We start from the raw sequence: 26,726 nt of genomic DNA, 5'->3' as shown, positions 1-26,726 counted from the left end.
ATAAAATGGGACAAAAAGTAAACCCCGTTGGTTTTCGGCTTGGTATCGTCAAAGGATGGGATTCTAGCTGGTATGGCGGCAAGGAGTTTCCGGATAAGCTGGTTGAAGACGAAAGAATTAGAAAATATATCCAGGCTCGTATTCCAAAAGGTTCGATCGCCCGGGTTGTTATCGAGCGTACCCTGAAACGCATCACGTTGACTATTCATACGGCTCGCCCGGGTATTGTCATCGGTAAAGGGGGCGGTGAGGTCGATAAGATCAAGGAAGAGCTGAAAAAAATTACGGGTAAAGACGTTCAGATTAACATTTTTGAAATCAAACGTCCGGAAATCGACGCCAAACTGATTGGTGAAACGATTGCCCAACAGCTTCAGGCTCGGATTTCTTACCGTCGTGCCATGAAACAAGCTATCAGCTCGGCTATTCGGGTAGGTGCTCAGGGAATCAAGGTTCGCGTATCGGGTCGTTTGGGCGGTGCTGAAATGGCCCGTACGGAAGAATACAAAGAAGGACGCGTTCCATTGCATACTCTGCGTGCTGATATAGATTACGCTATTTCGGAAGCTCAGACGATTTACGGAAAGATCGGAATCAAAGTTTGGGTTTTCAAAGGCGAACTGTACGGCAAACGGGATCTGTCGCCGGCCGCTCAAATCACGGCCGCTCAAGCGGATCGCGGTGGCGACCGGAACGAGCGTCGCGGTGATCGTGGCGACCGTCGCGGAGAACGCGGTGGCGAAGGCGATCGCAACGATCGTCGTCGGGGCCGGAACGATCAAAACCGTGGTGGTGGCGGAAATCAACGTGGTGGACAAGGCGGTGGCGGTCAGCGTGGCGGCCAGGGCGGAGGACAACGCGGTGGCGGAGGTCAAGGCGGAGGCCCGCGCAAAAGATAGTAAGAACATCGGACGTCAGCACGTCCTTTAGATACGACTAAAGATGTTACAACCAAAAAGAACCAAGTTTCGTAAGCAGCAGAAAGGCCGTGTCAAAGGCATTGCCGGACGGGGTCACCAAATCGCTTTCGGATCGTTTGCCATCAAGTCTCTGGAACCCGGTTGGATTACCGCCCGCCAGATTGAAGCGGCTCGTATCTCTGTAACGCGGGCCATGAAACGGGAAGGACAAGTTTGGATTCGCATTTTCCCAGACAAAGTCATCACGAAAAAACCGGCCGAAGTACGGATGGGTAAAGGAAAAGGAGCTCCGGAATATTGGGTTGCTCCCGTAAAACCGGGTACCATTTTGTTCGAAGCCACGGGTGTGCCGCTGGACGTTGCCAATGAAGCCCTGCGTCTGGCCGCTCAAAAGTTACCGATCAAAACAAGATTCGTTGTTCGTCGGGATTATCAGGAAACAGAAGACTAACTCGGGAATCAGTTGTCAGATAAGGTTTTAAAACCGTAAACGGGCAACGACCAACAACATTCAGTCATGAAAAAGAACGAGATCAAGTCGCTGACGGTTGAACAATTGAATGAGCAGGTAGCGGCTGAGAAAGATCGCTTGCAAAAGTTAAAGTTTGCGCACGCCATTTCGCCCATCGAAAACCCGATGCGAATTCGCACCACGCGTAAATTGATTGCTCAATTACTGACCGAGCTGACTGTTAAACAAAACGCCAGCTAATAAAACGGTATCGACTCATGGAGCAGCAAGAAAGAAATCTAAGAAAAGAAAGAATTGGTAAGGTAGTAAGTAACAAGATGGAAAAATCCATCACCGTTGCTGTCGATCGGAAAGTGCAGCACCCCATCTACGGGAAATTCATGCACCGGACGAAGAAGTTCATGGCCCACGACGAGAAAAATGAATGCGGTATTGGTGATACCGTCCGCATCATGGAAACCCGTCCGCTGAGCAAGAACAAATGTTGGCGATTAGTCGAAATCATTGAAAAGGCGAAGTAATCATGATCCAGCAAGAATCACGTTTGGGCGTAGCCGATAACAGCGGTGCCAAAGAAGTACTTTGCATTCGGGTGCTGGGTGGAACCGGTAAGCGGTTCGCTACAGTTGGCGATAAAATTGTGGTAACGGTAAAACAGGCGCTTTCTTCGAGCAATATGAAGAAAGGAACTGTTTCCAAGGCAGTAGTCGTTCGGACGAAAAAAGAAATCCGCCGGAAAGACGGTTCTTACATCCGGTTTGAAGACAATGCTGCCGTACTGCTGAACAACAACGATGAGCCACGCGGTACCCGGATTTTCGGGCCCGTTGCCCGCGAGTTGCGCGAAAAGCAGTTTATGAAAATCGTTTCGTTAGCTCCAGAAGTATTGTAACTATGAAGAATGTAGCAGACAAGCCTGCGAAGTTACACATCAGAAAAGGAGATACTGTCAAAGTTATTTCCGGTAACTCGAAAGGCCAAACCGGTACGATACTGCGTGTTTTGGTCGATAAGCAACGCGCCGTGGTTGAAGGGATAAACATGATAACCAAGCATGTGAAACCATCAGCCGCTAACCCTCAGGGAAGTTTGGAAAAACGCGAAGGAACCGTTCACATCAGCAACTTAATGGTCGTTGATACGAAAACGAACGAGCCTTCACGGACTGGCCGCAAACTGAATGACAAAGGTAAATTGCAGCGGTTTTCTAAAAAATCGGGCAACTTTATCTAATTGATAGGAATCAGGAACGTATAAACGAATACGAAAGTGGCAACTCCGAGACTGAAAGAAAAATATACGAGTGAGATTGTGGCTCAATTGAAAGATAAGTTTCAGTACAAAAGCATCATGCAGGTACCGAAACTGGCTAAGATTGTGGTAAACAAAGGGATTGGTGCCGCCGTCGCTGACAAGAAATTAGTTGATGTCGGTGTGGACGAACTGACCATGATTACGGGCCAGAAAGCTATTCCCACAATTGCGAAAAAAGCCGTCTCTAACTTTAAGCTGCGCGAAGGAATGCCGATCGGAGCGAAAGTGACCCTGCGCGGAGAAAAAATGTACGAATTTCTGGATCGTTTGACCGCCGTTGCATTGCCGCGCGTTCGTGACTTCAAAGGAATTAGTGACAAAGGCTTTGACGGCCGTGGTAACTACACGTTCGGCGTCCAGGAGCAAATCATTTTTCCGGAAATCACGATTGATAAAGTGAGTCGGATCTCTGGAATGGACATTACGTTCGTTACGACAGCGAACACGGATGAAGAAAGCTTTGCATTGCTGAAAGCGCTGGGTATGCCCTTCGCTATCAGTAAAAAATAACGCATAACGCGAATAAAAACATGGCAAAAGAATCCATCAAAGCAAGAGAGCGTAAGCGGATTGCCTTAGTTGCAAAGTACGCTACCAAGCGTGCGGCACTGAAAGCAGCTGGTGATTACGTCGGATTAGACAAACTGCCGAAGAATGCTTCCCCAGTACGTCTGCATAATCGGTGTAAGCTAACGGGCCGCCCTCGCGGATACATGCGGAAATTTGGTATCTCCCGCGTAACATTCCGTGAAATGGCCTCGGCCGGTAAAATTCCGGGTGTAACCAAGTCAAGCTGGTAACTTTCACGCCATCTTAGCGATTTTCGAAACAATTCCCTAATTTTGCAGGCTCATTTGAAAAAAGCTTGCAGTTACTAATCAGGAGGAAATGAATACTGATCCCATAGCAGATTATCTGACTCGCATCAGAAATGCGATCCGCGCCAAGCACCGGGTCGTGGAAATTCCTGCTTCCAACATAAAGAAGGAGATCACCAAGGTACTCTTTGATAAAGGCTTTATCCAGAACTACAAGTTCGATGAGACGGGCCCGCAAGGAAGTATTAAAATTGCACTGAAGTATAATCCGGTTACAAAACAACCTGCGATCGTCGATTTGCAGCGCGTTAGCCGCCCGGGTCTGCGTCAGTACAAAGGGTCTACGGAAATACCGCGTATTTTCAATGGCCTGGGTGTCGCGATCGTCTCGACCTCGAAAGGTGTGATGACCGACAAGGAAGCCCGGACGCTGAACGTCGGTGGTGAGGTGTTGTGTTACGTATATTAATCAGAAACTATGTCACGCGTAGGTAATAAAATCATTGCACTGCCCGAGAAAGTGTCAGTTTCGGTCGAGAACGGTAACACCGTTACGGTGAAAGGTCCGAAAGGGTCGCTATCGCAGAGCATTAATTCGGATATTCAGATCGAAATCGCTGATGGAGAGCTGAAAGTGGTTCGTCCGAACGACCAGAAACGTTTCAAAGCCCTGCACGGCTTGTACCGCGCTCTGGTGAATAACATGGTAACGGGTGTCAGTACGGGCTACCGCATTGAACTCGAAATCGTCGGGGTTGGTTACAAAGCTGTAGCCTCGAACAATGTCTTGCAATTGACGCTGGGTTATTCACACGATATTTATGTGGCTATCCCGACTGAATTGAATGTAACGGCGGTAACAGAAAAAGGGCAGAACCCGAAAGTTATTCTGGAAGGCATCGACAAACAACTGATCGGCGATGTAGCGGCAAAAATCCGATCATTGCGGAAGGTAGAACCGTATAAAGGAAAAGGTATCCGGTTTGTTGGCGAGAAAATCCGTCGGAAAGCTGGTAAGTCTGCTTCTAAGAAGTAATTGGTGAACCATATAATAAGCACAGGCGAAAATGGCTGTCACAAAAGAAAGCAGGAGACTGCGTATTAAAAAACACATTCGGAACAAAGTTTCCGGAACGGCTGAACAGCCGCGACTATCCGTATTTCGGTCAAATACCCGGATTTACGCCCAGATTATCGATGATGAAAAAGGCAATACGCTGGTCAGTGCCTCATCGATCGATATTGCTGGTAAAGATAAAAAAGGCGTTAACGTTGAGCTGGCTAAGCAAGTTGGACAGGCTTTGGCGGAAAAAGCAACAACCAATGGGATTACCAAGGTTGTTTTCGATCGGAATGGTTATTTGTATCATGGTAAGGTAAAAGCCCTGGCCGACGGTGCCCGGGAAGGGGGCCTTCAATTCTAAGCAAAACAATGGTAGCAAATACAAGACCTGCTAAAGTTAACGAGTCTGAACTGAAAGAACGCGTTGTTGCTATTAACCGCGTTGCCAAGGTAGTAAAAGGTGGTCGGCGTTTTAGCTTTGCCGCAATCGTTGTCGTTGGTGACAGCAACGGAGTAGTTGGATATGGCCTGGGCAAAGCAAATGAAGTAACCGATGCCATTGCCAAAGGAATTGAAGATGCCAAGAAAAACCTTGTGCAGATTCCATTGCTAAAGCACACGGTTCCTCACGAGATGGAGGGTAAATTCAGTGGCGGTTTTGTTCTGCTGAAACCGGCATCCGCTGGTACAGGAGTAATCGCTGGTGGTGCTATGCGTGCGGTATTGGAAAGTGCCGGTATCCGCGACGTATTGGCAAAATCGAAAGGTTCTTCAAACCCACACAACGTGGTAAAAGCAACCATCGACGCACTGCTGAAAATGCGGGCTCCGCACCAGGTAGCGTTTCAGCGCGGTGTGAAGTTGAGCAAAGTTTTTAACGGATAAGCATCCTTAACAACGGCATACAGAAATGGCACGGGTTAAAATCACTCAGGTACGCAGCATTATCAAGCGGCCAAAAACGCAGAAACTGGCGATTCAATCGCTGGGTCTGGGCAAAATTAACCGGAGCGTTTCATTGGAATACAATGACGCAGTCGGTGGAATTATCCGTAAAGTTCAACACTTAGTTAAAGTAGAAGAAATTTAATCATGAATCTGAATACACTTAAACCTGCGCAAGGATCCGTCCGGGAGCGCAAGCGAGTAGGTCGAGGTACGGGTTCTGGTATGGGTGGAACATCAACCCGTGGCCATAAAGGTGCCCAGTCTCGTTCCGGTTACAGCGCTAAGAAAAACTTCGAAGGTGGGCAGATGCCGCTGCAGCGCCGGGTACCGAAATTTGGTTTTAAAAACATCAATCGGGTTGAATATAAGCCGATTAACCTCGATACATTGCAGCAGCTGGTCGAAAAAGCGGGCGTTACAGCGGTTGACATCGATGTACTGCTGCAGAACGGTCTGGCGGGCAAATCTGATAAAATTAAAATTCTGAGCCGGGGTGAATTAACTTCAGCCGTAGAAGTGAAAGCGCATGGTTTTTCACAAAAAGCGATTGAAGCCATTGAGAAAGCAGGCGGTAAAGCAATCAAGCTCTAATCGGCTCGCTCGTTCTTCGATGGGAATTTGCCATTTTTTTTCGTAAATTTGGTGACTTTTTTTGGACGAGCAGCTTGATAAACCAATGAAACGATTCATCACGACCCTTCAGAATATTTTTTCGATCGAAGAACTGAGGACCCGCATTCTGAACACATTGTTGTTTGTGACGGTTTTCAGATTGGGGTCTCAAATTGTATTGCCGGGTATCGATCCGACGAAGCTGAACCTGAATCCACAAGGGTTACTTGGATTGCTGGAAACGTTTTCGGGAGGAGCCTTTAGTAAAGCGTCCATTTTTGCATTGGGCATTATGCCGTATATATCGGCATCAATCGCCATCCAATTACTAACGCTGGCTTTACCCTACTTCCAGAAAATGCAGAAGGAAGGTGAATCCGGTCGTAAGCGGTTAAATCAGATCACCCGGATTCTAACTATTTTTGTTACTGCTGCTCAAGCAATTACGTATCTGACTACCACAATTCCGAACGAAGCGATTATTATTAATAAAGCAACGTTCAACATTGTATCGGTTGTTGTCCTAACCGCCGGTACTATCTTCTGTATGTGGCTGGGCGAGCGGATTACGGATAAAGGAATTGGTAACGGAATTTCAATGCTGATCATGATCGGTATTGTATCACGTTTCCCCGGTGCTGTATACGGCGAGGCTTTATCTCGAGGATCTGGAGGAGCTCTATTGTTCGTGCTGGAGATCGTAGCGTTGTTTTTTGTAGTAATGGGCGCCGTGGTATTGACGCAGGCGGTGCGTCGGATTCCCATTCAATACGCTAAGCAGGTCGTTGGCAACAAAGTGGTTGGCGGTCAGCGCCAGTATTTGCCTTTGAAGTTGAATGCTGCCGGTGTAATGCCGATTATTTTTGCGCAAGCGCTGATGTTTGTTCCGACCCTCGTCGCTGGCCTGTTTGCTGAAAAAAGTGATTTTGCTGGAACCGTGCAGACGGCCTTCGCTGATTACACATCGTGGCAATACAACCTGTTGTTTGCGTTTTTGATCATCGTCTTTACTTTTTTCTATACGGCGATTTCAGTCAATCCAAATCAGATTGCAGACGATATGAAGCGAAGTGGAGGTTTTATCCCTGGTGTGAAACCCGGTTTTATGACCTCTGAATACATTGGCCAGGTTCTGGACCGCATTACCTTGCCGGGCGCTCTTATGTTGGCAATTGTGGCTATTTTACCCGCTATTGCTTCTTTGCTTGGAATGACCCGGAACTTCTCGCAGTTTTTTGGTGGCACATCGCTGTTGATCATGGTTGGTGTGGTGCTGGACACTCTGCAGCAAGTTGAAAGTTATCTTCTGATGCGTCGTTACGAAGGACTGATGAAATCAGGTCGGGTAACGGGCCGTACGGAGAGCGTAACTGCTTAATAGAAATGATTTACCTGAAATCAGACGCCGAAATTGAACTGATGAAAATCAGTGGGCAGGTCCTCGGTAAAGCGCATGCTGAAGTTGCGAAACGGATTCGGCCGGGCGTAACGACGAAGGAACTGGATCGCGTGGCTGAGGAGTATATTCGTGACAATGGAGGAATACCATCGTTCAAAGGATTCAATAATTTCCCGGCGGCTTTGTGTATTTCGGTCAATGAGACAGTAGTACACGGTTTCCCGAGTAAGTACGAACTGAGAGAAGGCGATATCATTTCAATCGATTGTGGTGTCAAGCTAAACGGTTACCACAGCGATAGTGCGTACACTTATCCAATTGGCGAAATCGGTCCGGAAGTTCGCGATTTGCTGATTCGTACCAAGCAATCTTTGTATTGCGGCATTGAAAAAGCCACTGAAGGAAATCGGATTGGTGATATCGGAAATGCCGTACAAAGTCACGTTGAAAAGTACGGTTATTCGGTGGTTCGGGAATTGGTGGGTCATGGCCTCGGTAAGAGCCTCCACGAAAGTCCTGAGGTTCCTAATTATGGAAAACGTGGCCAGGGTATCAAGCTGAAAGAGGGGATGGTACTGGCCATTGAACCGATGGTGAATCTTGGCAAGAAAAATATTGTTCAGGAAAGAGATGGCTGGACGATCCGCACGGTTGACCGGAAACCCTCGGCTCATTACGAACATTCCGTAGCGATCCGGAAGGGACAAGCCGAAATCCTGACAACGTTTCAGTATATCGAAGAAGTAACGGCAAATACCAGCTTAATGATCGAGGTCAGCGAAGTGACCATAGCGTAACGAATGGCAAAACAGACATCCATCGAACAAGACGGAACCATTGTAGAAGCACTCTCCAATGCCATGTTTCGGGTACAGCTCGAAAATAAGCACGAGGTGATTGCGCATATTTCCGGGAAAATGCGGATGAATTACATCAAGATTTTGCCGGGCGACCGGGTTAAATTAGAGATGTCTCCGTATGACCTGACAAAAGCAAGAATTGTTTATCGGTATAAATAAGGGTTGAAAGTTCACGGTTTGGAATTTACGGTTAGCTGAAGCTTGGCAAGGATTGACCGAAAACTGAAAACCAAAAACTGAAAACCGTAAACGGAGTAGAACTCATGAAAGTCAAGGCGTCTATTAAAAAGCGCAGCGCTGAATGTAAAGTGATTCGCCGGAAAGGCAAGCTTTACGTTATCAACAAAAAGAATCCAAGGTATAAACAAAGACAAGGTTAATCACTGAATATGGCACGTATTGCAGGGGTTGATATTCCCGACCGGAAACGCGGTGAAATTGCGTTGACCTACATTTTTGGCATTGGCCGTAGCTCAGCCCAACGAATTCTTACAAAAGCAGGAGTTTCTGTTGATAAAAAGGTAAACGAGTGGAACGACGATGAGTCGAATGCCATCCGGACTATCATCAGCGGAGAATTCAAGGTAGAGGGCGCGCTGAAATCGGAAGTTCAACTGAACATCAAACGTTTGATGGACATCGGTTGCTACCGGGGATTGCGTCACCGGAAAGGTTTGCCGGTTCGTGGGCAGCACACCAAAAACAACTCCCGTACGCGGAAAGGTAAGCGTAAGACGGTAGCGAATAAGAAGAAAGCAACTAAATAATAAAGTTTAAGGTTTGAGGTTTAACGTTTAAAGAAAGTCGATTAGACGTTTTTAAACCTTAGACTTCAAACCTTGGACGATTAATAGAAAATGGCTCAGGCAAAACGCAAAGATAAAGCGAAGAAGCGGGTAGTAGTGGTTGAACCTGTCGGACAGGTACACATCCGGGCTTCCTTTAACAACATTATTATCTCCATTACCAACAGCACCGGGCAGGTAATCTCGTGGGCATCGGCTGGTAAAATGGGCTTTAAAGGCTCGAAGAAAAACACGCCCTACGCTGCACAAACTGCCGCCCAGAACTGTGCGACGGTTGCGCATGATTTAGGTATGCGTAAAGCTGAAGTATTTGTGAAAGGCCCGGGATCTGGTCGTGAGTCTGCAATCCGGACGATTCAGAACTCCGGTATCGAAGTGATGTCGATCAAAGACATTACTCCGCTGCCCCACAACGGCTGCCGCCCTCCAAAACGCCGTCGCGTTTAATCGACTTATCTCAGTTATGCGGTTCACTGTAAGAAACCGCTTCATCCGATGAATAGGGACAGGCGACATTTAGTTGTGTTTGTTCATTGTTTATTCATTCTTCGTTAAAATGGCAAGATATACCGGCCCCAAGGCCAAAATCTCCCGCAAGTTTGGCGAGCCGATTCTCGGCCCCAGCAAAGCACTGCAAAAGAAAGCTTACGCTCCCGGACAACATGGACGTGGTCGCAAACGGAAACAGTCCGAATACGCTGTTCAGTTGCAGGAAAAACAAAAAGTAAAATATATCTATGGTATTCTGGAACGCCAGTTCCGGGGATTGTTCCACCGGGCTGTAGTGAAGCAGGGCATCACAGGTGAGAACCTATTGAAACTTTGCGAAGCTCGTCTGGATAATACGGTTTATCGGTTGGGCATTGCTCCAACCCGCCGGGCCGCCCGTCAGTTAGTCTCCCACAAACACATTGCCGTTGATGGCGAAGTGGTCAATATAGCTTCGTACTCACTGAAACCCGGTCAGCTGATCAGCGTTCGTGAGAAATCGAAGTCACTGGAAGCCGTTACAACCAGTTTGGTAACCCGCAATGCGAAGCGTTACAATTGGTTGGAATGGGATCAGCAACAACTGCAAGGGGTGTTTACAAACTACCCGGAGCGTGATCAGATTCCTGAGAACGTCAACGAGCAGTTGGTTGTCGAATTATATTCTAAATAATAGTGCGGTTTTCGGTTTACTGGTTGCGGTTTTCAGTAGATAACGAAGCAGTAGATTGCCGAAAACCGTAACTTCTATTTTTTGAACTGTTAACAACAAAATCGTATGTCAATATTAGCGTTCCAAATGCCCGATAAAGTTGTCATGGAGCGAGCTGACGACTTTCACGGGTTGTTTGAGTTCAAGCCACTCGAAAAGGGCTATGGCGTGACCATCGGGAATGCGTTGCGGAGAATTCTGCTGTCATCGCTGGAAGGCTATGCCATCGCCAGCGTACGGTTCCCCGGCGTACTGCATGAATTCTCGTCCATTGAAGGCGTCGTTGAAGACGTGACTGAAATTATCCTGAACCTGAAAATGGTTCGGTTTAAGAAAGTTTCGGACATGGTCGACAACAAAATTACCGTTACGATTAAGAATCAATCGGTTTTAAAAGCCGGTGATATATCAAAATTTACCGCATCGTTTGAAGTGCTAAATCCTGAACTGGAAATCTGTCACATCGATGATACGCGTGAATTGGAAATGGAAATTCACGTTGAAAAAGGTCGGGGCTATGTTCCGGCTGATGAACCCCGTGCCAACGAACTGCCTTTCGGGCATATTCCGATCGATGCCATTTACACACCGATCAAAAATGTTCGTTACAGCGTTGAAAATACGCGAGTTGAGCAAAAAACCGACTACGAACGGTTGTTGCTCGACATCGAAACCGACGGTTCCATTCACCCGGAAGAAGCACTGAAAGGTGCAGCTACTATTCTGATTCAGCACTTTATGCTGTTCTCCGATCAAACGATGACGTTTGAAACCGCGAAAGCAGAAGAAGACAACGTCGTTGACGAAGAAATGCTGCACATGCGGAAGTTGCTGAAAACGCCGTTGGCGGATCTGGATCTGTCGGTGCGCGCTTACAACTGCTTGAAATCGGCAGATGTGAAATCCCTCGGCGACCTGGTGAAGCTGGAGATTTCGGATATGATGAAATTTAGAAACTTCGGGAAGAAGTCGCTGACTGAATTGGAACAGTTGGTGGCCGAAAAGAACCTGACGTTTGGCATGGACATTACCAAATACAGATTAGACGAGGACTAATACAAGACCATGAGACACGGTAAAAAACATAATCACCTCGGCAGGACCCATTCACACCGGACGGCAATGCTGTCGAACATGGCCTCCTCGCTGATTCTGAGCAAGCGCATCGAAACAACGGTTGCGAAAGCGAAGGAATTGCGGAAATACGTTGAACCGCTGCTGACGCGTGCCAAAGATGACACGTATCAGAACCGCCGGGTTCTTTTCTCTTACTTCCAGAACAAGGAAACGATGAAAGAACTTTTCAACGTAGTATCTGACAAAATTTCGAACCGGCCCGGTGGCTATACCCGGATTATCAAATTAGGTAATCGCCTGGGTGATAACGCCGAAACCTGTATCATCGAACTGGTTGACTTCAACGAAACCTTGTTGAACGCGGCAACCGAAGAGCAGAAAGCAACGCGGACCCGTCGTGGCCGTCGGGGAGCTACACGTAAGGCTGATGAAACAACACCATCCGCCGAAGTTGTAGAAACCAAAGCAGCAAACGCCCCGGCAGTTGAAGCTACGCCGGAAAACGAAACGACGGCGGAAGCTGCTCCTGCGGCTGAACCAACGGCGGAAAAAGCAGATGATGCTCCGGAAGCTAAAGCGGAGTCGGCCGACGACGAAACCAAGGCGTAAGCCATCGCGGCTGGAAAACGCGTCAGGTTATTGTCTGGTATGACGAAAGGTTACGATCGGATTTTCCATTTATGACAGTCATTTGATAAGTTGAAAGCATACGAACTAAAAGGTAGTCGAGTCGGTTTTACTAGTGTGAAAAACAAAATCACATACAAAATAGAGGGTTAGCCGTCACGGGTTAACCCTTTTTTTTAACTCAGAAACTCCAAAGTAATTCATGAAACAGGTTCAGCAACCAGATGCTTTACTGGTTTTGAAAGATGGTTCCGTGTTCAAAGGAACGGCCCTCGGGAAAATTGGAACGGCAGGTGGTGAAATATGCTTCAACACGGGCATGACCGGCTATCAGGAGATCTACACGGACCCGTCGTACTATGGTCAGGTAATAGTTAACACGACTTCGCACATTGGTAACTATGGAGTGCAGTTCCGGGAGGAAGAAGAGTCGGGTAGCGTCAAAATCAGGGGGATGGTCTGTAACTTCTTTTCGCAGATTCACTCGCGGAATACCGCTGATACCTCTTTGCAAGAATACTTTGAGCAAGCCAACATCGTTGGGATTAGCGGAATTGATACCCGGCAGGTGGTTCGTCACATTCGGGATAAAGGCGTAATGAATTGCATCATTTCCTCCGAAATTCTGGACCCGGTGGTTCTGCTCAATAGGCTTCACGAAATTCCGGATATGGAAGGTCTGGAACTTTCGTCGGAAGTAAGTACCCAAAAGATTTATGAAGTGGGCGACCCCAACCGCTCTGATTTTAAAGTTGCCGTCCTGGATTTAGGCATCAAAAAGAGTATCCTGAACAATCTGGCGGGTCGGGGTGCACACTGCCGGGTTTTTCCGGCCAAAACGCCCTTTGAAGAAATCAATGCCTGGGGTGCCGACGGTTATTTTATCTCGAATGGGCCGGGGGATCCGGCAGCCATGCCCTACGCGGTTGAAACCGTGAAGCAGGCCCTCGATACGGAAAAACCGCTGTTTGGCATTTGCCTGGGACACCAGATTCTATCGCTCGCCAGCGGCATTACGACTTATAAAATGCACAACGGACACCGGGGCCTGAACCATCCGGTGAAAAACCTGATAACCGGTCGGTGCGAAGTAACCTCGCAGAACCACGGGTTTGCGGTGAAAGCCGATGAAGTGATGGAAAACCGGGATATTGAACTGACGCACGTCAACCTGAATGATAAAACGATCGAAGGCATCCGGCGGAAGGATCGTCCGGCCTTTTCGGTGCAGTATCACCCTGAAGCTTCACCGGGTCCGCACGATTCCCGGTATTTGTTCGATGACTTTGTCAAGCTAATCGAAGTAGAAGTCAAGTAACGTAAAAACCGGCCAACTGGCCGGTTTTTTTATGTCCACTGTAGCGTAACGTCTTCATTTTAAAGCTAAATTGGTACAGAAATGAAGCCTTACCCTGATGTCTGCAACGGCCACTCTTCCGCTGAATCGCGTAGCAACTCGTATCCTGAGTATTGATGTGGTGCGGGGCATCGTCATGGTCATTATGGCCTTGGATCACACGCGGGAGTTTATTCACCTGAACGGTTTTTTTTATAACGCGACCGATTTAAACACGGCAACACCCGGCATCTTTCTGACGCGCTGGATCACTCATTTCTGTGCGCCAACCTTTGTTTTTCTGGCCGGAACATCGGCGTATTTGATGGGTCGCAAAAAGACAAAACCGCAACTGAGTCTTTTCCTGCTGACGCGCGGATTGTGGCTTATATTGCTGGAAATTTTTGTGGTGAATCTAATCATGTGGTTTGATGTAAGCTTTTCAACCACAGCATTGGAAGTGATCTGGGCCACCGGCGTCGGTATGATTGTCCTGAGCGGTTTGCTGTTTTTGCCACAACGCATCCTGCTGCTGATGGGTTTGCTCATCGTGTTTGGCCATAATGCCCTGGATCCGATCTCTTTCCCGCAGGGAAGCGTACAGGATGTGCTGTGGTCGATGCTGCACAAACCGAACGTTGTTCAGGTTTCACCCGGCTGGCGGCTGCTTATTCTGTATCCGGTGCTGGCCTGGATCGGGATTATGATTCTGGGGTATTGCCTGGGTGAACTCTTTCGCAGCGATTTTAATCCGGAACAGCGCCGGAAATGGCTTCAACGCATCGGGATCGGGGCCATCGGCGTTTTTGTCCTGATTCGGCTGTTGCATGGATATGGTGATCCGGTGCCGTGGCAGGTTCAGAAAACACCCTTATACACGGTTTTTTCCTTTATTAATGTTACCAAATATCCGCCATCATTGCTTTTTACCTTGCTTACGCTGGGGCCAGCCATCTGGTTATTGAGTGCTTTGGAAGGCAGGAAAGGCAACTGGATGCAGTTTTTTATCGTCTACGGGCGTGTTCCGCTCTTTTACTTCGTTATTCACTTTCTGCTGATTCATACAGTATCGATTCTGTTGCTGCTGTCAGACGGAATTTTGTGGACGGAAATTAACTTTCAGAATGGCACGGGCGGAGTAATGCCCAACCACGGCCTGCCCTTAGGCCTGGTCTATTTTGTGTGGATGCTGATCGTTCTGGGGATGTACCCACTTTGCAAAGGGTATGGCCGGATCAAAAGCCGGAGCAACCATCCGATCTGGAGTTACCTTTAGGCTACCGCAATGTCCGTGGTAAACCACTGAATCTTGGCGGTCCTTTGGGTTGACAACCGGGTCAAGAAGTGCTGGTATTCGAGCTTCTGGTAATGCCAGCCGATTAAATAATGCTGATAATTCTTCTCAGATGGGATAGAAAGGGGCGAATTACTGGATAGACACCAGTAATCGGGTTCATCGAATGACGGTTTCATACGTGTGATTAATAAGCATGAGCAAGCAAATCGCTTGCTCATAAATTTATAGATAGACAGAGAAAAATAGTGGTGTAATATTCCGGAATTTGACTCAGACGCACTCGCAGTTTTCGGACAAAAACACTCAATTTTCAGACACAACGCTTCGAATGTAATCAGAGGGCGATAAGGTGAATAATTCTTTAAAACATTGCCCGAAATAGGAAGGGCTCTCAAACCCAACCATGTAGGCCGTTTCGGCAACGGGATGTCCGGCTCTTAACAAAGTGGCCGCTTTTCGAAGCCGATAGGTGCGAATAAATTCACTTACGGTCATTCCCAGCAGGCTTGACAGCTTACGGTTAAGCGTACGGGAGCTCATCGCCAGGCCAACCGCCAGATCTTCAACCGACAGTTTGGCATCGTCCAGGTGCTTTTCCATTGTCTGATAAAGCTGGCTGAGGAATGGATTTTCGGAAACGGGCAGTTGTAAATTCTCAGCATGGTCAAGCTGGCGTTTGTGATATTGGCGCAGGCTTTCCTGGTAGCGCAGCAGATTGGCAACCCGAAGTTGTAGTTCCTGCTGATCGAACGGTTTGGTCAGATAATCATTCGCACCGGTAGCCAGCCCTTTGAGTCGGCTTTCCGTAATGGTTTTGGCGGTCAATAAAATAACGGCAATGTGATTGGTCTGGGCGGTTTCTTTGATGAGTCCGCAAAGCTGATACCCGTCCAGCACCGGCATCATCACGTCGCTGAGCACAAGATCGGGAAGTTCAGCCTGACAGATTTCCCAACCCTCCCGGCCGTCCGCAGCCGTAAGCACCCGGTGCGTATCCGAAAGACTGTCCGCGATCAACTGGCGCAATTCCTGATGATCTTCCACCACCAGCACCAGCGGCTGATGGTTCTGGGAAAGAAGTTTGTCGTTATTTACGAGTTGCCGGGGTGGTGTCATTGATTCGGGGCAGAGCGACTCTGTTACCGGCGAAGCGGAGCGCAGGGAATGCCCGGCACAGGGCCGCCGAACCGGACACTCAACGGTAATGGTCGTGCCTTGCCCCACCTGACTTTCCGCCGTTACCTGCCCCTGCAATAAATCCGTCAGTTCCTTAACCAGTGCCAGGCCAATACCGGTTCCTTCAAAGGAGCGTGTCCGGGAGTTATCGACCTGATAAAAGCGGTTAAAGACGTGCGGAAGCTTATCGGGTGGAATGCCAATTCCGGTATCCGAAACCGTCAAGCGCAGCCTTTCAGCGCCGTTGGATGGAACCCGGCTGGCCGAAAGGCTGATGACAACCGTGCCACCGGCATCCGTATATTTCAGCGCATTGGCAAGCAGATTATAGCCGATCTTGCCCCATTTATCGTCATCGAACAGGAGTTGCTGCGGTATTGTTTCCGGTTGATATACTAATTTAATGCCTTTGGATTTGGCCGTAATGCGGAACGAATCAACCAACTCCTCCATAAAGATTGACACGTTGCCCTGCGTTTCGCGGACAGGCAGGCTTCCGGATTCCAGCCTGGAGAGATCAAGCAACTGATTGATGAGCTGATGCAATTGCCGGGCGTTTCGATGGATGGTGGTGAGCGACTGGTGTAAAACGGAATTGTCCGGGACCGAACCATTTCCTTTGGTGAACAGCCGCAGCAGGTTTTCGATGGGCGTAATGATGAGGGTTAAAGGCGTCCGGAATTCGTGCGTGATGTTTGAGAAAAACCGGGTTTTCACTTCTTCCAGCGCCTTGCTTTGTTCGGCTTCCTGCCGTTTCAAGGCCATTTGTTCAAGGGCCTGGTTGGTCTGTTGCAATTGCGCGGTAAGCGCTTCTGTTCGGGCAAAAGCCGTCGAGAACCGGATGGCCAGCAGCAACGACTGGCACAACGTGAAAAAGACGATGGAACTGGAAAGCAGAAAATACGTATGAATAATTCCGAGTTGGTTAAACGTGTCGTTGATGACACAAAGCGTCAGCAGGATCATATCGCAGAAAAGGATAAAACTGCCGTCTTTTCTAAACCGGGATGCGCGGATGGAAATGGATAGAAAATAACCGCATTCAAGAATCGCCAGGGGGCTGATCAACGTACCGATGGCCGTATACGTTGTGGCCGGAGTCAGCAGAATTAGCGCCAGAAAAGCCAGATTGATGGCAATAATGATCCGTTTGATCAGGGGCGATATCAGGCTGGGAAACAGGCTTTGCAGATACAGAATCATGCTGATAATACTGATAGGGAAAGCGGCATACAAAGCCTTAACCGCCAGAATCCAGTCTGCTCCAGTGTTTGCCAGGAAAAAAATACTTTCAGCATTGAAGAGTTCCCGAAAGGCCGCTGCCAGGCAGAGAATACCGAAAAACAGGGGCGCCGAATCTTTTCGGCGGAGGACGAAAAGAACAAAGTGGTACAGCCCGATGATGAGGAGCGCGCCAATGATGAGGGAGGAAATCAACAGGCTTGTTTCCCGGCCCTTTGTCACCGTCGCCGGATTACCAAATTGTAAATCTTTCCAGATGCCACCGTAGGCATAATAATAGTTGGAGACCTGAAGGAGCAGAAACACTTCTTTACCCGGCACCAGAAAGGAAATAACCTTCGAATCGATTCCCGGTTTCATGGCCAGGCCGGTTGCCAGTTCGCCGGTTTGCGCCAGCAACTGCCCGTTGATGTACAGTTTGTACGCGGTCCGGATGGGCGGAATTCGCAACGACCAGATTTTACCAACTTCCGGAAGCTGGATGCGTAAACCGTAAGTGCAATGCCCCTGATCCTGAGGCAACAAGGTATGGCTTCCGGTATAGGCGCGCCAGGTTCCGGGCACCGTGAGGTAGTGCTGGCTGTTGACGAGGCTGGTTGAGTCGGCAAAGCGATTCCATTGGAAAAACCAGTCACCCGTCAGCGGTACGGTTTCCGGCGAATGGTAATCGTAGGCTGATAGATTGATCACCCCGTTGCTGGCCACGGGAAAACTGGTTTTTTGACCCAGGCAACGAAAGGTCGACACGCTGAAAAAAACCGCAATCAGGAGATAAAAAGCGTTTCGTTGAGAAGGCGTAACAATCAGCATAACCTATTTTCCGCTAAGACTCCCCTACGCAGGGGGCCAGATGGTCAAATCACTGCTGGTATTAATTGCGTAACAGCGAACGGCTTAATTCGTCGGGCACTCCCTACAAACCGAAAAAATCGCTTACTTTGTAGGGCAAAAATCATGCTATAACGAATTTTTGAATGAATGCGAGGAAGGTCAGGAATTGCCGGAAAGCAAATGGCCTTTCACTCCTCTAGTTTACACAAAATTAACCAACTTTTTTCAGACACAATGAGTATTATTCAGTCTATTCATGCCAGACAGATTCTGGATTCGAGAGGCAACCCAACTGTGGAGGTAGATGTTCGGACCGAAAACGGTTTTCTGGGCCGGGCGGCCGTTCCGTCGGGCGCATCGACCGGTTCACACGAAGCCGTCGAATTGCGCGACGATGATCCGAAACGCTACGTTGGTAAAGGCGTGTTGAGAGCGGTTCAGAACGTCAATGAATTGATCTTTCCGGAATTGGTCGGTTTGTCGGTTTTTGATCAGAATATGATCGACCAGGCTATGATTGAACTGGATGGTACTGCCAATAAAGGTCGTCTGGGAGCCAACGCCATTCTGGGGGTTTCGCTCGCACTGGCCAAGGCGGCTGCGCAGGAAGCCGGTTTGCCGCTGTACCGGTACATTGGTGGCGTCAACGCCAATACCTTGCCGGTTCCGATGATGAACATCCTGAACGGCGGGAGCCACGCTGATAATTCGATTGACTTCCAGGAATTCATGGTGATGCCGGTGGGCGCACCAACCTTTTCCGAAGCCCTGCGTTGGGGAACGGAAGTTTTCCACTCCCTGAAGAAAGTCTTGAAAAGCAAGGGGATGTCCACCAACGTGGGTGACGAAGGCGGTTTTGCGCCGAACATTCCGTCGAACGAAGAAGCCATTCAGATCATTCTGCAGGCCATCGACAAAGCCGGCTACCGGGCGGGTCAGGATATTTATATCGCCATGGATGCCGCTGCGTCTGAATTTTACGATGCGGAAGCGGGCGTATACCACTTCAAAAAATCGACCGGCGACAAACTCAGCTCGTCCGAAATGGCCAATTACTGGAAAGAATGGGTGGATAAATACCCGATTATTTCCATCGAAGACGGCATGGCCGAAGACGACTGGAGCGGTTGGAAAGAACAAACCGACCTGATCGGCAAGAAAACTCAACTGGTGGGTGACGACCTGTTCGTGACAAACGTAACGCGTCTGCAACAAGGCATCGATCAGGGAATTGCCAATGCCGTGCTGGTGAAAGTAAACCAGATCGGTTCGCTGACGGAAACCATTAATACAGTTAACCTGGCGAAACGCAATTCGTACAAAAACATCATGTCGCACCGTTCGGGCGAAACCGAAGACGCCACGATTGCCGACCTGGCCGTGGCCCTGAATACCGGTCAGATCAAAACCGGTTCGGCGTCACGCTCCGACCGGATGGCAAAATACAACCAGCTGCTCCGCATCGAGGAGGAACTGGGCGAAACGGCCTACTTCCCCGGTATCAAAATGTAAGTTCAGTGCCCCCAACCGGCTGCGGTTGGGGGCTTTCTGGTTTTAAGCCTTTACCATCGATGGTCCACAAAATTCTCCGCATCGCCAAAAACTTCTACGTAGCCACCGGCGTAGGCCTGTTCGTCTGGATGGCTTTTTTTGATACCAACGACATCATTTCGCAGTTCAAAAACAGCATGAAACTGCGTGATCTGGAAACGGATCTGGTGTATTACGATGAGAAAATCAAGGAAGTGGAAGAGCAACAGAAGGCGCTGCTGGGGAGTGCCCGCTTGCAGGAGAAATACGCCCGCGAAAACTATTTCATGAAAAAGCCCGGCGAAGATGTGTACGTGCTGGTTGATGAAAACAACGAACTGATCGAAAAATAAGGACGAATCCTGGTTTCATTCTTTTCGCACGGCCCGGTCATCATTCATCATGGACCGTTCCTTTTCTTTCCCTTATGATCAACGTTTTGTTCATTTGCCTCGGTAATATCTGTCGATCGCCAGTGGCCGAAGGCGTGTTTCGGCAGTTGGTCAACGAGCGCGGACTGGAAGCATCGTTTCGGTGCGACTCGGCCGGCACCTCGTCCTACCATATCGGGGATCTTCCCGACCGGCGAACCCGCGAAAATGCCCTCGAACACGGGTTGACACTAACCCACCGCGCCCGGAAACTATCGGGTGAAGATCTGTCCCAATTCGACTACCTGGTGGCGATGGACGAATCAAATTACGAAGCCATTCAGTATTTCAGTCACCGCAGCACGGGCCTTTACAGCGAAGAAAACACGGTTTTACTGCGCGAGTTCGACCCCAGGCCGGATTCGGGGCCGGGCGGATTGGGCGTGCCTGATCCGTACTACGAGGATGCTGCGGTTTTTGAACAGGTTTACCAGATCGTCTACCGTTCCTGTGAAAATTTTCTGAATTATCTCATCGAACAACATAAGGTTCAACCGCAGTCAGCGCGCCAAACGGGAGAGTAGTTTCGGCTTTAGCACCACTATTTAGGTATTTCTCCATCAATAAAGCACTGTTTTTAGAATATCTGAAAAAGACTTCGGGAGTTTAATTTAGTCTGATAATTTTAAGTAGATTAGCCCAGGGAGAGAGATAAGGTAGAAAACTTCAACGTTTACGATTTACAACTATTCTGATTACATGATGCGAATTAAAAAAGCCGTTATTACGGCGGCCGCCCGTGGTGAACGGCTGTATCCGGTTGCCGATACGATTCAGAAAGCCATGCTGCCGGTTATTGATACCGACGGTTTGCACAAGCCCGTCATCCAGATTATTGCCGAAGAAGCTTTCGCCAGTGGCATTGAAGAACTGTGCGTGGTGTGTGCGCCCGGCGATGGTGATCGGTACTTAAAAGCGTTTGCGTCGCTGCGGGATAATCTTTTTCATTCCTTCAAAGGAGTTGACTGGGCCAGGAAAGAAGCCGAAAAAATTGACAGCCTGATTAGCCGAATCCAGTTTGCCGAACAGCAGGAGCCGCTGGGGTATGGTCACGCGGTTTATTGCGCCCGTGACTTTGTTGATAATGAGCCTTTTTTGCTGCTTTTGGGCGATTATCTGTATGTTTCCAACCTTCGCCAGACGAGCTGCGTTGCCCAATTGATTGAACTGGCTTCGCAGGAAAACAGCTCGGTTTCGGCGGTAAACCCCACCATCGAACACCAGATTGGGCGGTATGGCACCCTGACCGGCAAGCAGGTGGCGAATCGTTCGGGCGTTTACCAGATTGAAAAAATGATCGAAAAACCGTCCCTGAGCGTGGCCGAACTGGAACTCCAGACGCCCGGATTACGGGCCGGTTATTACCTCTGCTTCTTCGGGATGCACGTTTTTACGCCCGCCGTTTTTACCATTCTGGAAAAGTACATCGCGCAAAACAGCAGCAACGTTTTACTGACGCCCGCGCTGCAGGAACTGGCCGAAACCGAAAACTACCTGGCGCTCGAAGTGAAAGGAAACCGGTACGATTTAAGCCGCAAACACGGGTTGCTGCGGGCTCAGATTGCGCTGGGATTAGCCGGTGAAGCCCAGAGTGAAATCCTGTCGACCATCGTAGAATTATTGGCCGAAGCCAACAGCCGAACTGTCTGATATATGAATATTTTTATCGAAACAATTATCTCGACAGATTCGGTCAGACGCAACCGTTCTTTTTACGAAATCAGCCAACAGGTATCGAAAAAAGAATTGCTGGTACTGCTGCGGGAGCTGGACGATTTTCGGAAGACGACCCCCAATTTGTACGATAAAGTTCGGGCCATTCTTTTCCTGTATGCGGGCTTCCGGTTTTTTCTGATGGAAACCGCCGAAACGCCCACCACCGGAAAAATTCCATATGCCGGTTTTGAAGATTTACTGGCTCGCCGGTTCGAACAGGCCATTGCCACCATCTGGCAGGACCTGGAGAAACAGGGCCCAAACGCGGCTTTGTTCAGTGCCCTGGCCGAAAGTTATCACCACCTGTCGTTTCAGATTCTGGCCGATCAGGTGCGGAAAAGTGTGCGCTCCAGCAAAGGGAATCAGTGGATGTTTCGGGTCGGACACCGCGAAGAACACCCGATTCGCATTCATCCGGCTTTGCTGAAACGCCCCGACGGATCCCTTTTTTATCCAGTTCTGCACGAGCAGACGTCGGTGCGGATGGATCTGACCCACAGCGGCTGGTCGGATATTTTCTTTCTCGGAATGGACTATCCCGAAGGGGCGCGGGTCATCAACATTTCGATCGATCTGGGCGTTTTTGGCCGCGATGCCGACATTCGTCCGCCCTTGAACTGCTACGTGCGGGTCATTCCGGAGCCGGTTTTGCGCCTGACGAGCATCGACCTGAATACGACGAAAGACATTTCCGAATTGTCGGATTTGTTCAATTTCGGAAACGATTACCTGAGTCTGGTAAAAGCCGGGGTGATTGCGTCCGGGTTAATTCCGCCCTCGTTTGAAGGAACCAACCAGTCGTTGCCGGATATTTTGTCGCGCATGGTGGCGCCGGGCATGGGCATCGAACTGGTCACGAAAGTCAACGACATTCCGAAAGGCTCGCGGTTTGCGGTTTCGACCAACCTGCTGGGTTCCATCATCAGCCTGCTCATGCGGGCCACCGGCCAGACGCAGAAGCTGGAAGGCGGTTTGCAGGAAAGCGAACGGCGGCTGGTGGCGTCACGCGCCATTCTGGGCGAATGGATTGGCGGTTCGGGGGGCGGCTGGCAGGATTCGGGTGGTGTTTGGCCCGGCATCAAAGCCATCCAGGGAACTTTTGCGCAGGAAGGTGATCCCGAATCCGGCATCAGCCGGGGTACCTTGTTGCCCCGTCACCGCGTTTTGCAGGGCGAGGCTATTCACCCGGAAATGGGCGAAAAAATCATGAATTCGCTGGTGTTGATGCACGGCGGCATGGCGTCCAACGTGGGCCCGATTCTGGAAATGGTGACCGAAAAGTACCTGCTCCGGGGCGAAAAAGAGTGGAACGCCCGGCAGCAGACCAACCAGATTTTCGATAACATTCTGGCTGCCATCAAAGAAGGTGATATTCAGAAGCTCGGTGCCAACACGGCCCGCAACTGGGAAGGTCCGATCAAAACCATCATTCCCTGGGCGTCAACTTATTTTACCGAACAGATCATTGCCAAGGCAAAAACCGCCTTTGGCGATGATTACTACGGTTTTTTGATGCTGGGCGGAATGTCCGGGGGCGGCATGGGGATGTTTGTCAATCCGGCGGGCTACGAAGACTACAAAATGAAGGTGCTCGACATCCTGCGGAAAACGAAGACCGAGTTATCGGCCGCGCTACCGTTTGCGATGGAACCGGTGGTTTATAACTGGAGCATCAATTACAAAGGCACCTGGGCCAGCCTGCGCGAAGGTACCGACGCGCTGATGCCGGAACAGTATTACGGCATTCATGTGTCGGAACTGGTTCGGAAAGACCCGGCTTCCATTTCGTACATCCGCCGGGCCGAAATGGACGTGTTCACGACCTATTGCGAGAAAAATAACCTGGCGTATCCGCTGCTGCGAACGATCATCAGCAATCTGTTCAAGGTGTCGGACCCGACTTCGCAGAGCAACCGGAGCGTCGAAAACGAGAAGGCCGACCGCATCAAGAAGGAAAACGGATTTGATTATATCCAGCACGAAGAGATCCGGGAAGACCTCCAGAAAGGACGCATTGGTTTGTCGCGCAACCGCTTACCGGCCGAAACCAGCATCGACGATGTGCAACCCGGCGATCTGGTGCAACTCGAAGCACTAAGCGCGGTGGTCAAAACCGGCGAAGCCGCCATTCAGGCCGGAAAAGTAGCGGTTTTAAGTTTGGCCGCCGGTGTCGGAAGCCGCTGGACGAAAGGCGCCGGGGTGATCAAAGCCCTGAATCCGTTTGTGGAAATTGACGGCAAACACCGGAGTTTCCTGGAAATTCACCTGGCCAAAACCCGGAAAGTATCCGAAACGTACGGCGGTTCGATTCCGCATCTGGTGGCAACGAGTTACCTGACGCACGAACCGATCCGGCGGACGCTGGAAGAAACCGGCAACTTCGGCTATTCGGGACCTACCTACCTCTCGCCGGGCCGTTCGATTGGGCAACGGTATGTACCGATGGAGCGCGATCTGCGGTTTATGTGGGAAGAAATGCCGCAGGAAACGCTGGACGAAAACAAGCAAAAAGTGCGTGATGCCGTCCGGCAGACGATGATTGGCTGGGCAAAGTCGAAGGGGGAAGGGTCGGACTACGTCGATAACATTGCGGCTCAGCGGTTTTCGCCCCTGGGCCATTGGTACGAAGTTTCGAATTTGCTCCGTAATGGGGTTCTGGCGCAACTGCTGGCCGAGCATCCGCAGGTCGAAACGCTGGTGTTGCATAACATCGATACGCTGGGCATGAATGTGGACCCGGCGGTGGTGGGGCATCACCTGGAATCGGGCAATATGCTGACGTTTGAAGTGGTGCCGCGCCGGATCGAAGACCGCGGGGGAGGGTTAACCCGGGTCAATGGCCATCTCCGGTTGCTGGAAGGGCTGGCGCAACCCCGCGAAGAGGATGAACTGAATTTGAGTTACTACAACTCCAACACGACCTGGATTCAGGTTGATCCCTTGCTGGCGCTGTTCGGCCTGACGCGGCAGGATTTGCAGGAAGGCGACGAAGCCCGGCTGGCCAAAGCCGTCCGGAGTGTGGCCCACCGCATCCCGACCTACGTGACCATCAAAGACGTAAAATACCGCTGGGGACACGGTCAGGAAGATATTTATCCGGTGGCCCAGATCGAAAAGCTGTGGAGCGATATGTCGGCCCTGACCGACGTTCCGTGCGGCTATATTGCGGTTCCGCGAATGCGCGGGCAACAGCTCAAAGACCCGGCGCAGCTTGATGCCTGGGTAACGGACGGGAGCAAGGAATACATTGCCGGTTTGGGCACGTTTGAATGATTTTGGTGGGAACCCGGAGTGAACCGATAGGGCAAATTCGGACGGATTATTGGTCTGATAAAACCTGTTTGACCGGTTCAATTCGCCTTCCTGTCAAAACCATTTAACCATTCTTTAACGATTCAATAGCGTCTTTTGCCGCTAATGTTGTTAATTTCGAAGCATGAATAAGAAAGTCATATTGATGATTCTGGACGGCTGGGGAATTGCCCGAAAGATCGATGTTTCGGCGATTGATGCCGCCAATACGCCCTTTGTGGATTCGTTGTACACGAAATATGCCCACAGCCAGCTGGAAGCCTCGGGGCTGGCCGTTGGTCTACCGGTGGGGCAGATGGGGAATTCCGAAGTAGGACACATGAACCTCGGCGCGGGGCGAATTGTGTATCAAGATTTGGTCAAGATTAATAAAGCCGTTGAAGAACATACCCTGGACACCGAGCCGGTTTTGCTGGATGCGCTGCACTACGCGAAAACCAACGGGAAAAAGGTGCATTTTATCGGGCTGGTTTCCGATGGCGGAGTGCACGCGCACACCGAACACCTGAAAGGACTTTGCTCCATTGCGCATGAGCAGGGGCTGACGGATGTGTTTATTCACGCCTTTACCGACGGACGCGATACGGATCCGAAAAGTGGATACGGTTTTATCGCCGATCTGGAAAACCACCTGAAAACCGCCACAGGCCGCATCGCTACGATTACGGGTCGGTATTACGCGATGGATCGCGACAACCGCTGGGAGCGCGTCAGGCTGGCGTATGATGCGCTGGTGAAAGGCATCGGCCACGACACCTGCCCGCCGGGCGGTGAGCTGTCGGCCATTCATAACTCGTACGAGGAAGGCGTAACCGACGAGTTTATCAAACCAATCATCGTTACCAACCCCGACGGCAGCCCGCTGGCAACCATTCAGGACGGCGACGTGGTGATTTGCTTCAATTTCCGCACCGACCGGGGCCGCGAAATCACCCTGGCCCTCAGCCAGCGCGATTACCCGGAGCAGGACATGAAGAAGCTGAACCTGTATTACGTCACTCTGACGAATTACGACAATGACTTTGCGGGCGTGAAGGTGATTTACGACAAGGATAACCTGAATAATACGCTCGGCGAAGTGGTGTCGAAAGCCGGCCGGAAACAGATTCGGATTGCCGAAACCGAGAAATACCCGCACGTAACGTTTTTCTTTTCGGGCGGTCGCGAAGACGTGTTCGAGGGCGAAAGCCGCCTGCTGTGTCCGTCCCCGAAAGTCGCCACCTACGACCTGAAACCGGAAATGAGCGCGTTCGACATTCGCGATGCCATCATTCCGGAGCTGAAGCGCGGGGCGGTTGATTTCGTCTGCCTCAATTTTGCCAACACCGATATGGTGGGGCATACGGGCGTTTTTTCGGCGGTTGTCAAAGCCGCCGAAACCGTGGATCAATGCGCGCAGGCAGTGATCACGACGGCCCTGGCCCACGGGTATTCAACCATCGTCATTGCCGACCACGGGAACGCCGATTTTATGATCAACGACGATGGCACGCCCAATACCGCCCACACGACGAATCCGGTTCCGTGCATTCTGGTTGATAACGATTTTCATCCGAAGCTGAACAACGGGGTGCTGGCCGATATCGCGCCGACCATTCTGCACCTGATGGGCATCGAACAGCCGGCCGTCATGACCGGTCACAGTTTGATTGCGGAATAAAGCGAATAAATAAACAGGAGAACAAAGACCCTCTTTACCGAATTGCAGTAGCCGATTCTTCCCGGTCTTCCCGCTCTT

Annotated in this window: 33 protein-coding genes; 31 read left to right on the top strand and 2 right to left on the bottom strand. The window is 50.0% G+C overall.

Going from position 1 to position 26,726, the window contains the following annotated elements; genetic code table 11:
* Positions 1 to 5: 5 nt before the first annotated feature.
* From rpsC to ACYVHX_RS08670, 25 genes are all read left to right on the top strand, one after another.
* Positions 6 to 899: a 30S ribosomal protein S3 gene (gene rpsC / locus ACYVHX_RS08790; protein WP_460671255.1), complete on the top strand. Its 894-nt coding sequence runs from the start codon at positions 6 to 8 to the stop codon at positions 897 to 899.
* A gap of 43 nt (positions 900 to 942) precedes the next feature.
* The gene (gene rplP, locus ACYVHX_RS08785; protein WP_134032193.1) at positions 943 to 1,371 is read left to right on the top strand and encodes a 50S ribosomal protein L16; all 429 of its coding nucleotides are present in this window, start codon (positions 943 to 945) and stop codon (positions 1,369 to 1,371) included.
* Positions 1,372 to 1,437: 66 nt separating this feature from the next.
* The gene (rpmC, locus tag ACYVHX_RS08780; protein WP_154174769.1) at positions 1,438 to 1,632 is read left to right on the top strand and encodes a 50S ribosomal protein L29; all 195 of its coding nucleotides are present in this window, start codon (positions 1,438 to 1,440) and stop codon (positions 1,630 to 1,632) included.
* A 17-nt stretch (positions 1,633 to 1,649) separates the two neighbouring features.
* Complete coding sequence (gene rpsQ, locus ACYVHX_RS08775; protein WP_038119974.1) at positions 1,650 to 1,913, top strand: 30S ribosomal protein S17; 264 nt, start codon at positions 1,650 to 1,652, stop codon at positions 1,911 to 1,913.
* Positions 1,914 to 1,915: 2 nt separating this feature from the next.
* Complete coding sequence (gene rplN / locus ACYVHX_RS08770) at positions 1,916 to 2,284, top strand: 50S ribosomal protein L14 (protein ID WP_111626186.1); 369 nt, start codon at positions 1,916 to 1,918, stop codon at positions 2,282 to 2,284.
* Between the two features lie 2 nt (positions 2,285 to 2,286).
* Positions 2,287 to 2,625 carry a 50S ribosomal protein L24 gene (gene rplX, locus ACYVHX_RS08765; RefSeq protein WP_460671254.1) on the top strand — a complete coding sequence of 113 codons (339 nt, stop codon included), beginning with the start codon at positions 2,287 to 2,289 and terminating at the stop codon, positions 2,623 to 2,625.
* 36 nt (positions 2,626 to 2,661) lie between these two features.
* Positions 2,662 to 3,216 (top strand): 50S ribosomal protein L5, encoded by a 555-nt coding sequence (gene rplE / locus ACYVHX_RS08760; RefSeq protein WP_460671253.1) that lies wholly within the window; start codon positions 2,662 to 2,664, stop codon positions 3,214 to 3,216.
* A 20-nt stretch (positions 3,217 to 3,236) separates the two neighbouring features.
* Positions 3,237 to 3,506, top strand: a complete 270-nt coding sequence (rpsN, locus tag ACYVHX_RS08755) for a 30S ribosomal protein S14 (RefSeq protein WP_460637821.1) — start codon at positions 3,237 to 3,239, stop codon at positions 3,504 to 3,506.
* A gap of 88 nt (positions 3,507 to 3,594) precedes the next feature.
* The gene (gene rpsH, locus ACYVHX_RS08750) at positions 3,595 to 3,993 is read left to right on the top strand and encodes a 30S ribosomal protein S8 (protein WP_460671252.1); all 399 of its coding nucleotides are present in this window, start codon (positions 3,595 to 3,597) and stop codon (positions 3,991 to 3,993) included.
* Positions 3,994 to 4,002: 9 nt separating this feature from the next.
* The gene (gene rplF, locus ACYVHX_RS08745) at positions 4,003 to 4,560 is read left to right on the top strand and encodes a 50S ribosomal protein L6 (RefSeq protein WP_460671251.1); all 558 of its coding nucleotides are present in this window, start codon (positions 4,003 to 4,005) and stop codon (positions 4,558 to 4,560) included.
* Positions 4,561 to 4,591: 31 nt separating this feature from the next.
* The gene (rplR, locus tag ACYVHX_RS08740) at positions 4,592 to 4,948 is read left to right on the top strand and encodes a 50S ribosomal protein L18 (protein WP_460671250.1); all 357 of its coding nucleotides are present in this window, start codon (positions 4,592 to 4,594) and stop codon (positions 4,946 to 4,948) included.
* Positions 4,949 to 4,956: 8 nt separating this feature from the next.
* The gene (gene rpsE, locus ACYVHX_RS08735) at positions 4,957 to 5,472 is read left to right on the top strand and encodes a 30S ribosomal protein S5 (RefSeq protein WP_038119948.1); all 516 of its coding nucleotides are present in this window, start codon (positions 4,957 to 4,959) and stop codon (positions 5,470 to 5,472) included.
* Positions 5,473 to 5,497: 25 nt separating this feature from the next.
* On the top strand, positions 5,498 to 5,677 hold the full coding sequence (gene rpmD / locus ACYVHX_RS08730) for a 50S ribosomal protein L30 (protein ID WP_134032167.1): 180 nt from the start codon (positions 5,498 to 5,500) through the stop codon (positions 5,675 to 5,677).
* Positions 5,678 to 5,679: 2 nt separating this feature from the next.
* On the top strand, positions 5,680 to 6,126 hold the full coding sequence (gene rplO, locus ACYVHX_RS08725; RefSeq protein WP_460671249.1) for a 50S ribosomal protein L15: 447 nt from the start codon (positions 5,680 to 5,682) through the stop codon (positions 6,124 to 6,126).
* A gap of 85 nt (positions 6,127 to 6,211) precedes the next feature.
* On the top strand, positions 6,212 to 7,525 hold the full coding sequence (gene secY, locus ACYVHX_RS08720) for a preprotein translocase subunit SecY (protein ID WP_460671248.1): 1,314 nt from the start codon (positions 6,212 to 6,214) through the stop codon (positions 7,523 to 7,525).
* Between the two features lie 5 nt (positions 7,526 to 7,530).
* Positions 7,531 to 8,343, top strand: coding sequence for a type I methionyl aminopeptidase (gene map, locus ACYVHX_RS08715; protein WP_460671247.1), 813 nt, complete (start codon positions 7,531 to 7,533; stop codon positions 8,341 to 8,343).
* A 3-nt stretch (positions 8,344 to 8,346) separates the two neighbouring features.
* Positions 8,347 to 8,565: a translation initiation factor IF-1 gene (gene infA / locus ACYVHX_RS08710; RefSeq protein WP_038119936.1), complete on the top strand. Its 219-nt coding sequence runs from the start codon at positions 8,347 to 8,349 to the stop codon at positions 8,563 to 8,565.
* Between the two features lie 104 nt (positions 8,566 to 8,669).
* Entirely contained in the window at positions 8,670 to 8,786 is a 117-nt protein-coding gene (gene rpmJ, locus ACYVHX_RS08705) for a 50S ribosomal protein L36 (RefSeq protein WP_038119933.1), read from the top strand.
* 9 nt (positions 8,787 to 8,795) lie between these two features.
* Positions 8,796 to 9,173, top strand: coding sequence for a 30S ribosomal protein S13 (gene rpsM, locus ACYVHX_RS08700; protein WP_460671246.1), 378 nt, complete (start codon positions 8,796 to 8,798; stop codon positions 9,171 to 9,173).
* 90 nt (positions 9,174 to 9,263) lie between these two features.
* Positions 9,264 to 9,659, top strand: coding sequence for a 30S ribosomal protein S11 (gene rpsK / locus ACYVHX_RS08695; RefSeq protein WP_460671245.1), 396 nt, complete (start codon positions 9,264 to 9,266; stop codon positions 9,657 to 9,659).
* Between the two features lie 109 nt (positions 9,660 to 9,768).
* The gene (gene rpsD / locus ACYVHX_RS08690) at positions 9,769 to 10,374 is read left to right on the top strand and encodes a 30S ribosomal protein S4 (protein WP_460671244.1); all 606 of its coding nucleotides are present in this window, start codon (positions 9,769 to 9,771) and stop codon (positions 10,372 to 10,374) included.
* 105 nt (positions 10,375 to 10,479) lie between these two features.
* A complete protein-coding gene (locus ACYVHX_RS08685; protein WP_150877043.1) occupies positions 10,480 to 11,469 on the top strand; it encodes a DNA-directed RNA polymerase subunit alpha in 990 nt (329 codons plus the stop codon).
* A gap of 9 nt (positions 11,470 to 11,478) precedes the next feature.
* Positions 11,479 to 12,099, top strand: coding sequence for a 50S ribosomal protein L17 (gene rplQ, locus ACYVHX_RS08680; protein WP_460671243.1), 621 nt, complete (start codon positions 11,479 to 11,481; stop codon positions 12,097 to 12,099).
* A 220-nt stretch (positions 12,100 to 12,319) separates the two neighbouring features.
* Positions 12,320 to 13,435 carry a glutamine-hydrolyzing carbamoyl-phosphate synthase small subunit gene (gene carA / locus ACYVHX_RS08675; RefSeq protein WP_460671242.1) on the top strand — a complete coding sequence of 372 codons (1,116 nt, stop codon included), beginning with the start codon at positions 12,320 to 12,322 and terminating at the stop codon, positions 13,433 to 13,435.
* 97 nt (positions 13,436 to 13,532) lie between these two features.
* The gene (locus ACYVHX_RS08670; RefSeq protein WP_460671241.1) at positions 13,533 to 14,729 is read left to right on the top strand and encodes a DUF1624 domain-containing protein; all 1,197 of its coding nucleotides are present in this window, start codon (positions 13,533 to 13,535) and stop codon (positions 14,727 to 14,729) included.
* Here ACYVHX_RS08670 and ACYVHX_RS08665 read toward each other — a convergent pair.
* Both ACYVHX_RS08665 and ACYVHX_RS08660 read right to left on the bottom strand, forming a co-directional pair.
* On the bottom strand, positions 14,726 to 14,926 hold the full coding sequence (locus ACYVHX_RS08665; protein WP_460671240.1) for a hypothetical protein: 201 nt from the start codon (positions 14,924 to 14,926) through the stop codon (positions 14,726 to 14,728). The genes ACYVHX_RS08670 and ACYVHX_RS08665 overlap by 4 nt on opposite strands.
* 127 nt (positions 14,927 to 15,053) lie before the next feature.
* On the bottom strand, positions 15,054 to 17,978 hold the full coding sequence (locus ACYVHX_RS08660) for an ATP-binding protein (RefSeq protein ID WP_460671239.1): 2,925 nt from the start codon (positions 17,976 to 17,978) through the stop codon (positions 15,054 to 15,056).
* Positions 17,979 to 18,233: 255 nt separating this feature from the next.
* Here ACYVHX_RS08660 and eno point away from each other — a divergent pair, with 255 nt between their 5' ends.
* From eno to gpmI, 6 genes are all read left to right on the top strand, one after another.
* Positions 18,234 to 19,511, top strand: a complete 1,278-nt coding sequence (eno, locus tag ACYVHX_RS08655; protein ID WP_460671238.1) for a phosphopyruvate hydratase — start codon at positions 18,234 to 18,236, stop codon at positions 19,509 to 19,511.
* A 59-nt stretch (positions 19,512 to 19,570) separates the two neighbouring features.
* Positions 19,571 to 19,882, top strand: coding sequence for an FtsB family cell division protein (locus ACYVHX_RS08650; protein ID WP_460671237.1), 312 nt, complete (start codon positions 19,571 to 19,573; stop codon positions 19,880 to 19,882).
* Positions 19,883 to 19,956: 74 nt separating this feature from the next.
* Positions 19,957 to 20,484 carry a low molecular weight protein-tyrosine-phosphatase gene (locus tag ACYVHX_RS08645; protein WP_460671236.1) on the top strand — a complete coding sequence of 176 codons (528 nt, stop codon included), beginning with the start codon at positions 19,957 to 19,959 and terminating at the stop codon, positions 20,482 to 20,484.
* Between the two features lie 175 nt (positions 20,485 to 20,659).
* Complete coding sequence (locus tag ACYVHX_RS08640; RefSeq protein WP_460671235.1) at positions 20,660 to 21,610, top strand: UTP--glucose-1-phosphate uridylyltransferase; 951 nt, start codon at positions 20,660 to 20,662, stop codon at positions 21,608 to 21,610.
* A 3-nt stretch (positions 21,611 to 21,613) separates the two neighbouring features.
* The gene (locus tag ACYVHX_RS08635) at positions 21,614 to 24,949 is read left to right on the top strand and encodes a UTP--glucose-1-phosphate uridylyltransferase (protein WP_460671234.1); all 3,336 of its coding nucleotides are present in this window, start codon (positions 21,614 to 21,616) and stop codon (positions 24,947 to 24,949) included.
* 163 nt (positions 24,950 to 25,112) lie between these two features.
* Positions 25,113 to 26,648: a 2,3-bisphosphoglycerate-independent phosphoglycerate mutase gene (gene gpmI, locus ACYVHX_RS08630; RefSeq protein ID WP_460671233.1), complete on the top strand. Its 1,536-nt coding sequence runs from the start codon at positions 25,113 to 25,115 to the stop codon at positions 26,646 to 26,648.
* The last annotated feature ends 78 nt before the right edge of the window (positions 26,649 to 26,726 follow it).

The sequence above is a fragment of the Larkinella ripae genome (genome assembly GCF_054780775.1).
This window is presented reverse-complemented; position numbering and strand designations above follow the sequence as displayed.

Bases quoted from the DNA above. Each gene is read 5' to 3' on its own strand.
- rplO (WP_460671249.1), top strand. From the start codon at position 5,680: ATGAATCTGAATACACTTAAACCTGCGCAAGGATCCGTCCGGGAGCGC.
- rplR (WP_460671250.1), top strand. From the start codon at position 4,592: ATGGCTGTCACAAAAGAAAGCAGGAGACTGCGTATTAAAAAACACATT.
- ACYVHX_RS08670 (WP_460671241.1), top strand. From the start codon at position 13,533: ATGTCTGCAACGGCCACTCTTCCGCTGAATCGCGTAGCAACTCGTATC.
- ACYVHX_RS08635 (WP_460671234.1), top strand. From the start codon at position 21,614: ATGAATATTTTTATCGAAACAATTATCTCGACAGATTCGGTCAGACGC.
- rpsM (WP_460671246.1), top strand. From the start codon at position 8,796: ATGGCACGTATTGCAGGGGTTGATATTCCCGACCGGAAACGCGGTGAA.
- rplP (WP_134032193.1), top strand. From the start codon at position 943: ATGTTACAACCAAAAAGAACCAAGTTTCGTAAGCAGCAGAAAGGCCGT.
- secY (WP_460671248.1), top strand. From the start codon at position 6,212: ATGAAACGATTCATCACGACCCTTCAGAATATTTTTTCGATCGAAGAA.
- map (WP_460671247.1), top strand. From the start codon at position 7,531: ATGATTTACCTGAAATCAGACGCCGAAATTGAACTGATGAAAATCAGT.
- ACYVHX_RS08665 (WP_460671240.1), bottom strand. From the start codon at position 14,926: ATGAAACCGTCATTCGATGAACCCGATTACTGGTGTCTATCCAGTAAT.
- carA (WP_460671242.1), top strand. From the start codon at position 12,320: ATGAAACAGGTTCAGCAACCAGATGCTTTACTGGTTTTGAAAGATGGT.
- ACYVHX_RS08660 (WP_460671239.1), bottom strand. From the start codon at position 17,978: ATGCTGATTGTTACGCCTTCTCAACGAAACGCTTTTTATCTCCTGATT.
- ACYVHX_RS08650 (WP_460671237.1), top strand. From the start codon at position 19,571: ATGGTCCACAAAATTCTCCGCATCGCCAAAAACTTCTACGTAGCCACC.
- rpsN (WP_460637821.1), top strand. From the start codon at position 3,237: ATGGCAAAAGAATCCATCAAAGCAAGAGAGCGTAAGCGGATTGCCTTA.
- ACYVHX_RS08640 (WP_460671235.1), top strand. From the start codon at position 20,660: ATGATGCGAATTAAAAAAGCCGTTATTACGGCGGCCGCCCGTGGTGAA.
- rplQ (WP_460671243.1), top strand. From the start codon at position 11,479: ATGAGACACGGTAAAAAACATAATCACCTCGGCAGGACCCATTCACAC.
- rplX (WP_460671254.1), top strand. From the start codon at position 2,287: ATGAAGAATGTAGCAGACAAGCCTGCGAAGTTACACATCAGAAAAGGA.
- eno (WP_460671238.1), top strand. From the start codon at position 18,234: ATGAGTATTATTCAGTCTATTCATGCCAGACAGATTCTGGATTCGAGA.
- rpsE (WP_038119948.1), top strand. From the start codon at position 4,957: ATGGTAGCAAATACAAGACCTGCTAAAGTTAACGAGTCTGAACTGAAA.
- rpsC (WP_460671255.1), top strand. From the start codon at position 6: ATGGGACAAAAAGTAAACCCCGTTGGTTTTCGGCTTGGTATCGTCAAA.
- rpmD (WP_134032167.1), top strand. From the start codon at position 5,498: ATGGCACGGGTTAAAATCACTCAGGTACGCAGCATTATCAAGCGGCCA.
- ACYVHX_RS08645 (WP_460671236.1), top strand. From the start codon at position 19,957: ATGATCAACGTTTTGTTCATTTGCCTCGGTAATATCTGTCGATCGCCA.
- infA (WP_038119936.1), top strand. From the start codon at position 8,347: ATGGCAAAACAGACATCCATCGAACAAGACGGAACCATTGTAGAAGCA.
- rpmC (WP_154174769.1), top strand. From the start codon at position 1,438: ATGAAAAAGAACGAGATCAAGTCGCTGACGGTTGAACAATTGAATGAG.
- rpsH (WP_460671252.1), top strand. From the start codon at position 3,595: ATGAATACTGATCCCATAGCAGATTATCTGACTCGCATCAGAAATGCG.
- rplN (WP_111626186.1), top strand. From the start codon at position 1,916: ATGATCCAGCAAGAATCACGTTTGGGCGTAGCCGATAACAGCGGTGCC.
- rpsK (WP_460671245.1), top strand. From the start codon at position 9,264: ATGGCTCAGGCAAAACGCAAAGATAAAGCGAAGAAGCGGGTAGTAGTG.
- rpmJ (WP_038119933.1), top strand. From the start codon at position 8,670: ATGAAAGTCAAGGCGTCTATTAAAAAGCGCAGCGCTGAATGTAAAGTG.
- rplF (WP_460671251.1), top strand. From the start codon at position 4,003: ATGTCACGCGTAGGTAATAAAATCATTGCACTGCCCGAGAAAGTGTCA.
- ACYVHX_RS08685 (WP_150877043.1), top strand. From the start codon at position 10,480: ATGTCAATATTAGCGTTCCAAATGCCCGATAAAGTTGTCATGGAGCGA.
- rpsD (WP_460671244.1), top strand. From the start codon at position 9,769: ATGGCAAGATATACCGGCCCCAAGGCCAAAATCTCCCGCAAGTTTGGC.
- rpsQ (WP_038119974.1), top strand. From the start codon at position 1,650: ATGGAGCAGCAAGAAAGAAATCTAAGAAAAGAAAGAATTGGTAAGGTA.
- gpmI (WP_460671233.1), top strand. From the start codon at position 25,113: ATGAATAAGAAAGTCATATTGATGATTCTGGACGGCTGGGGAATTGCC.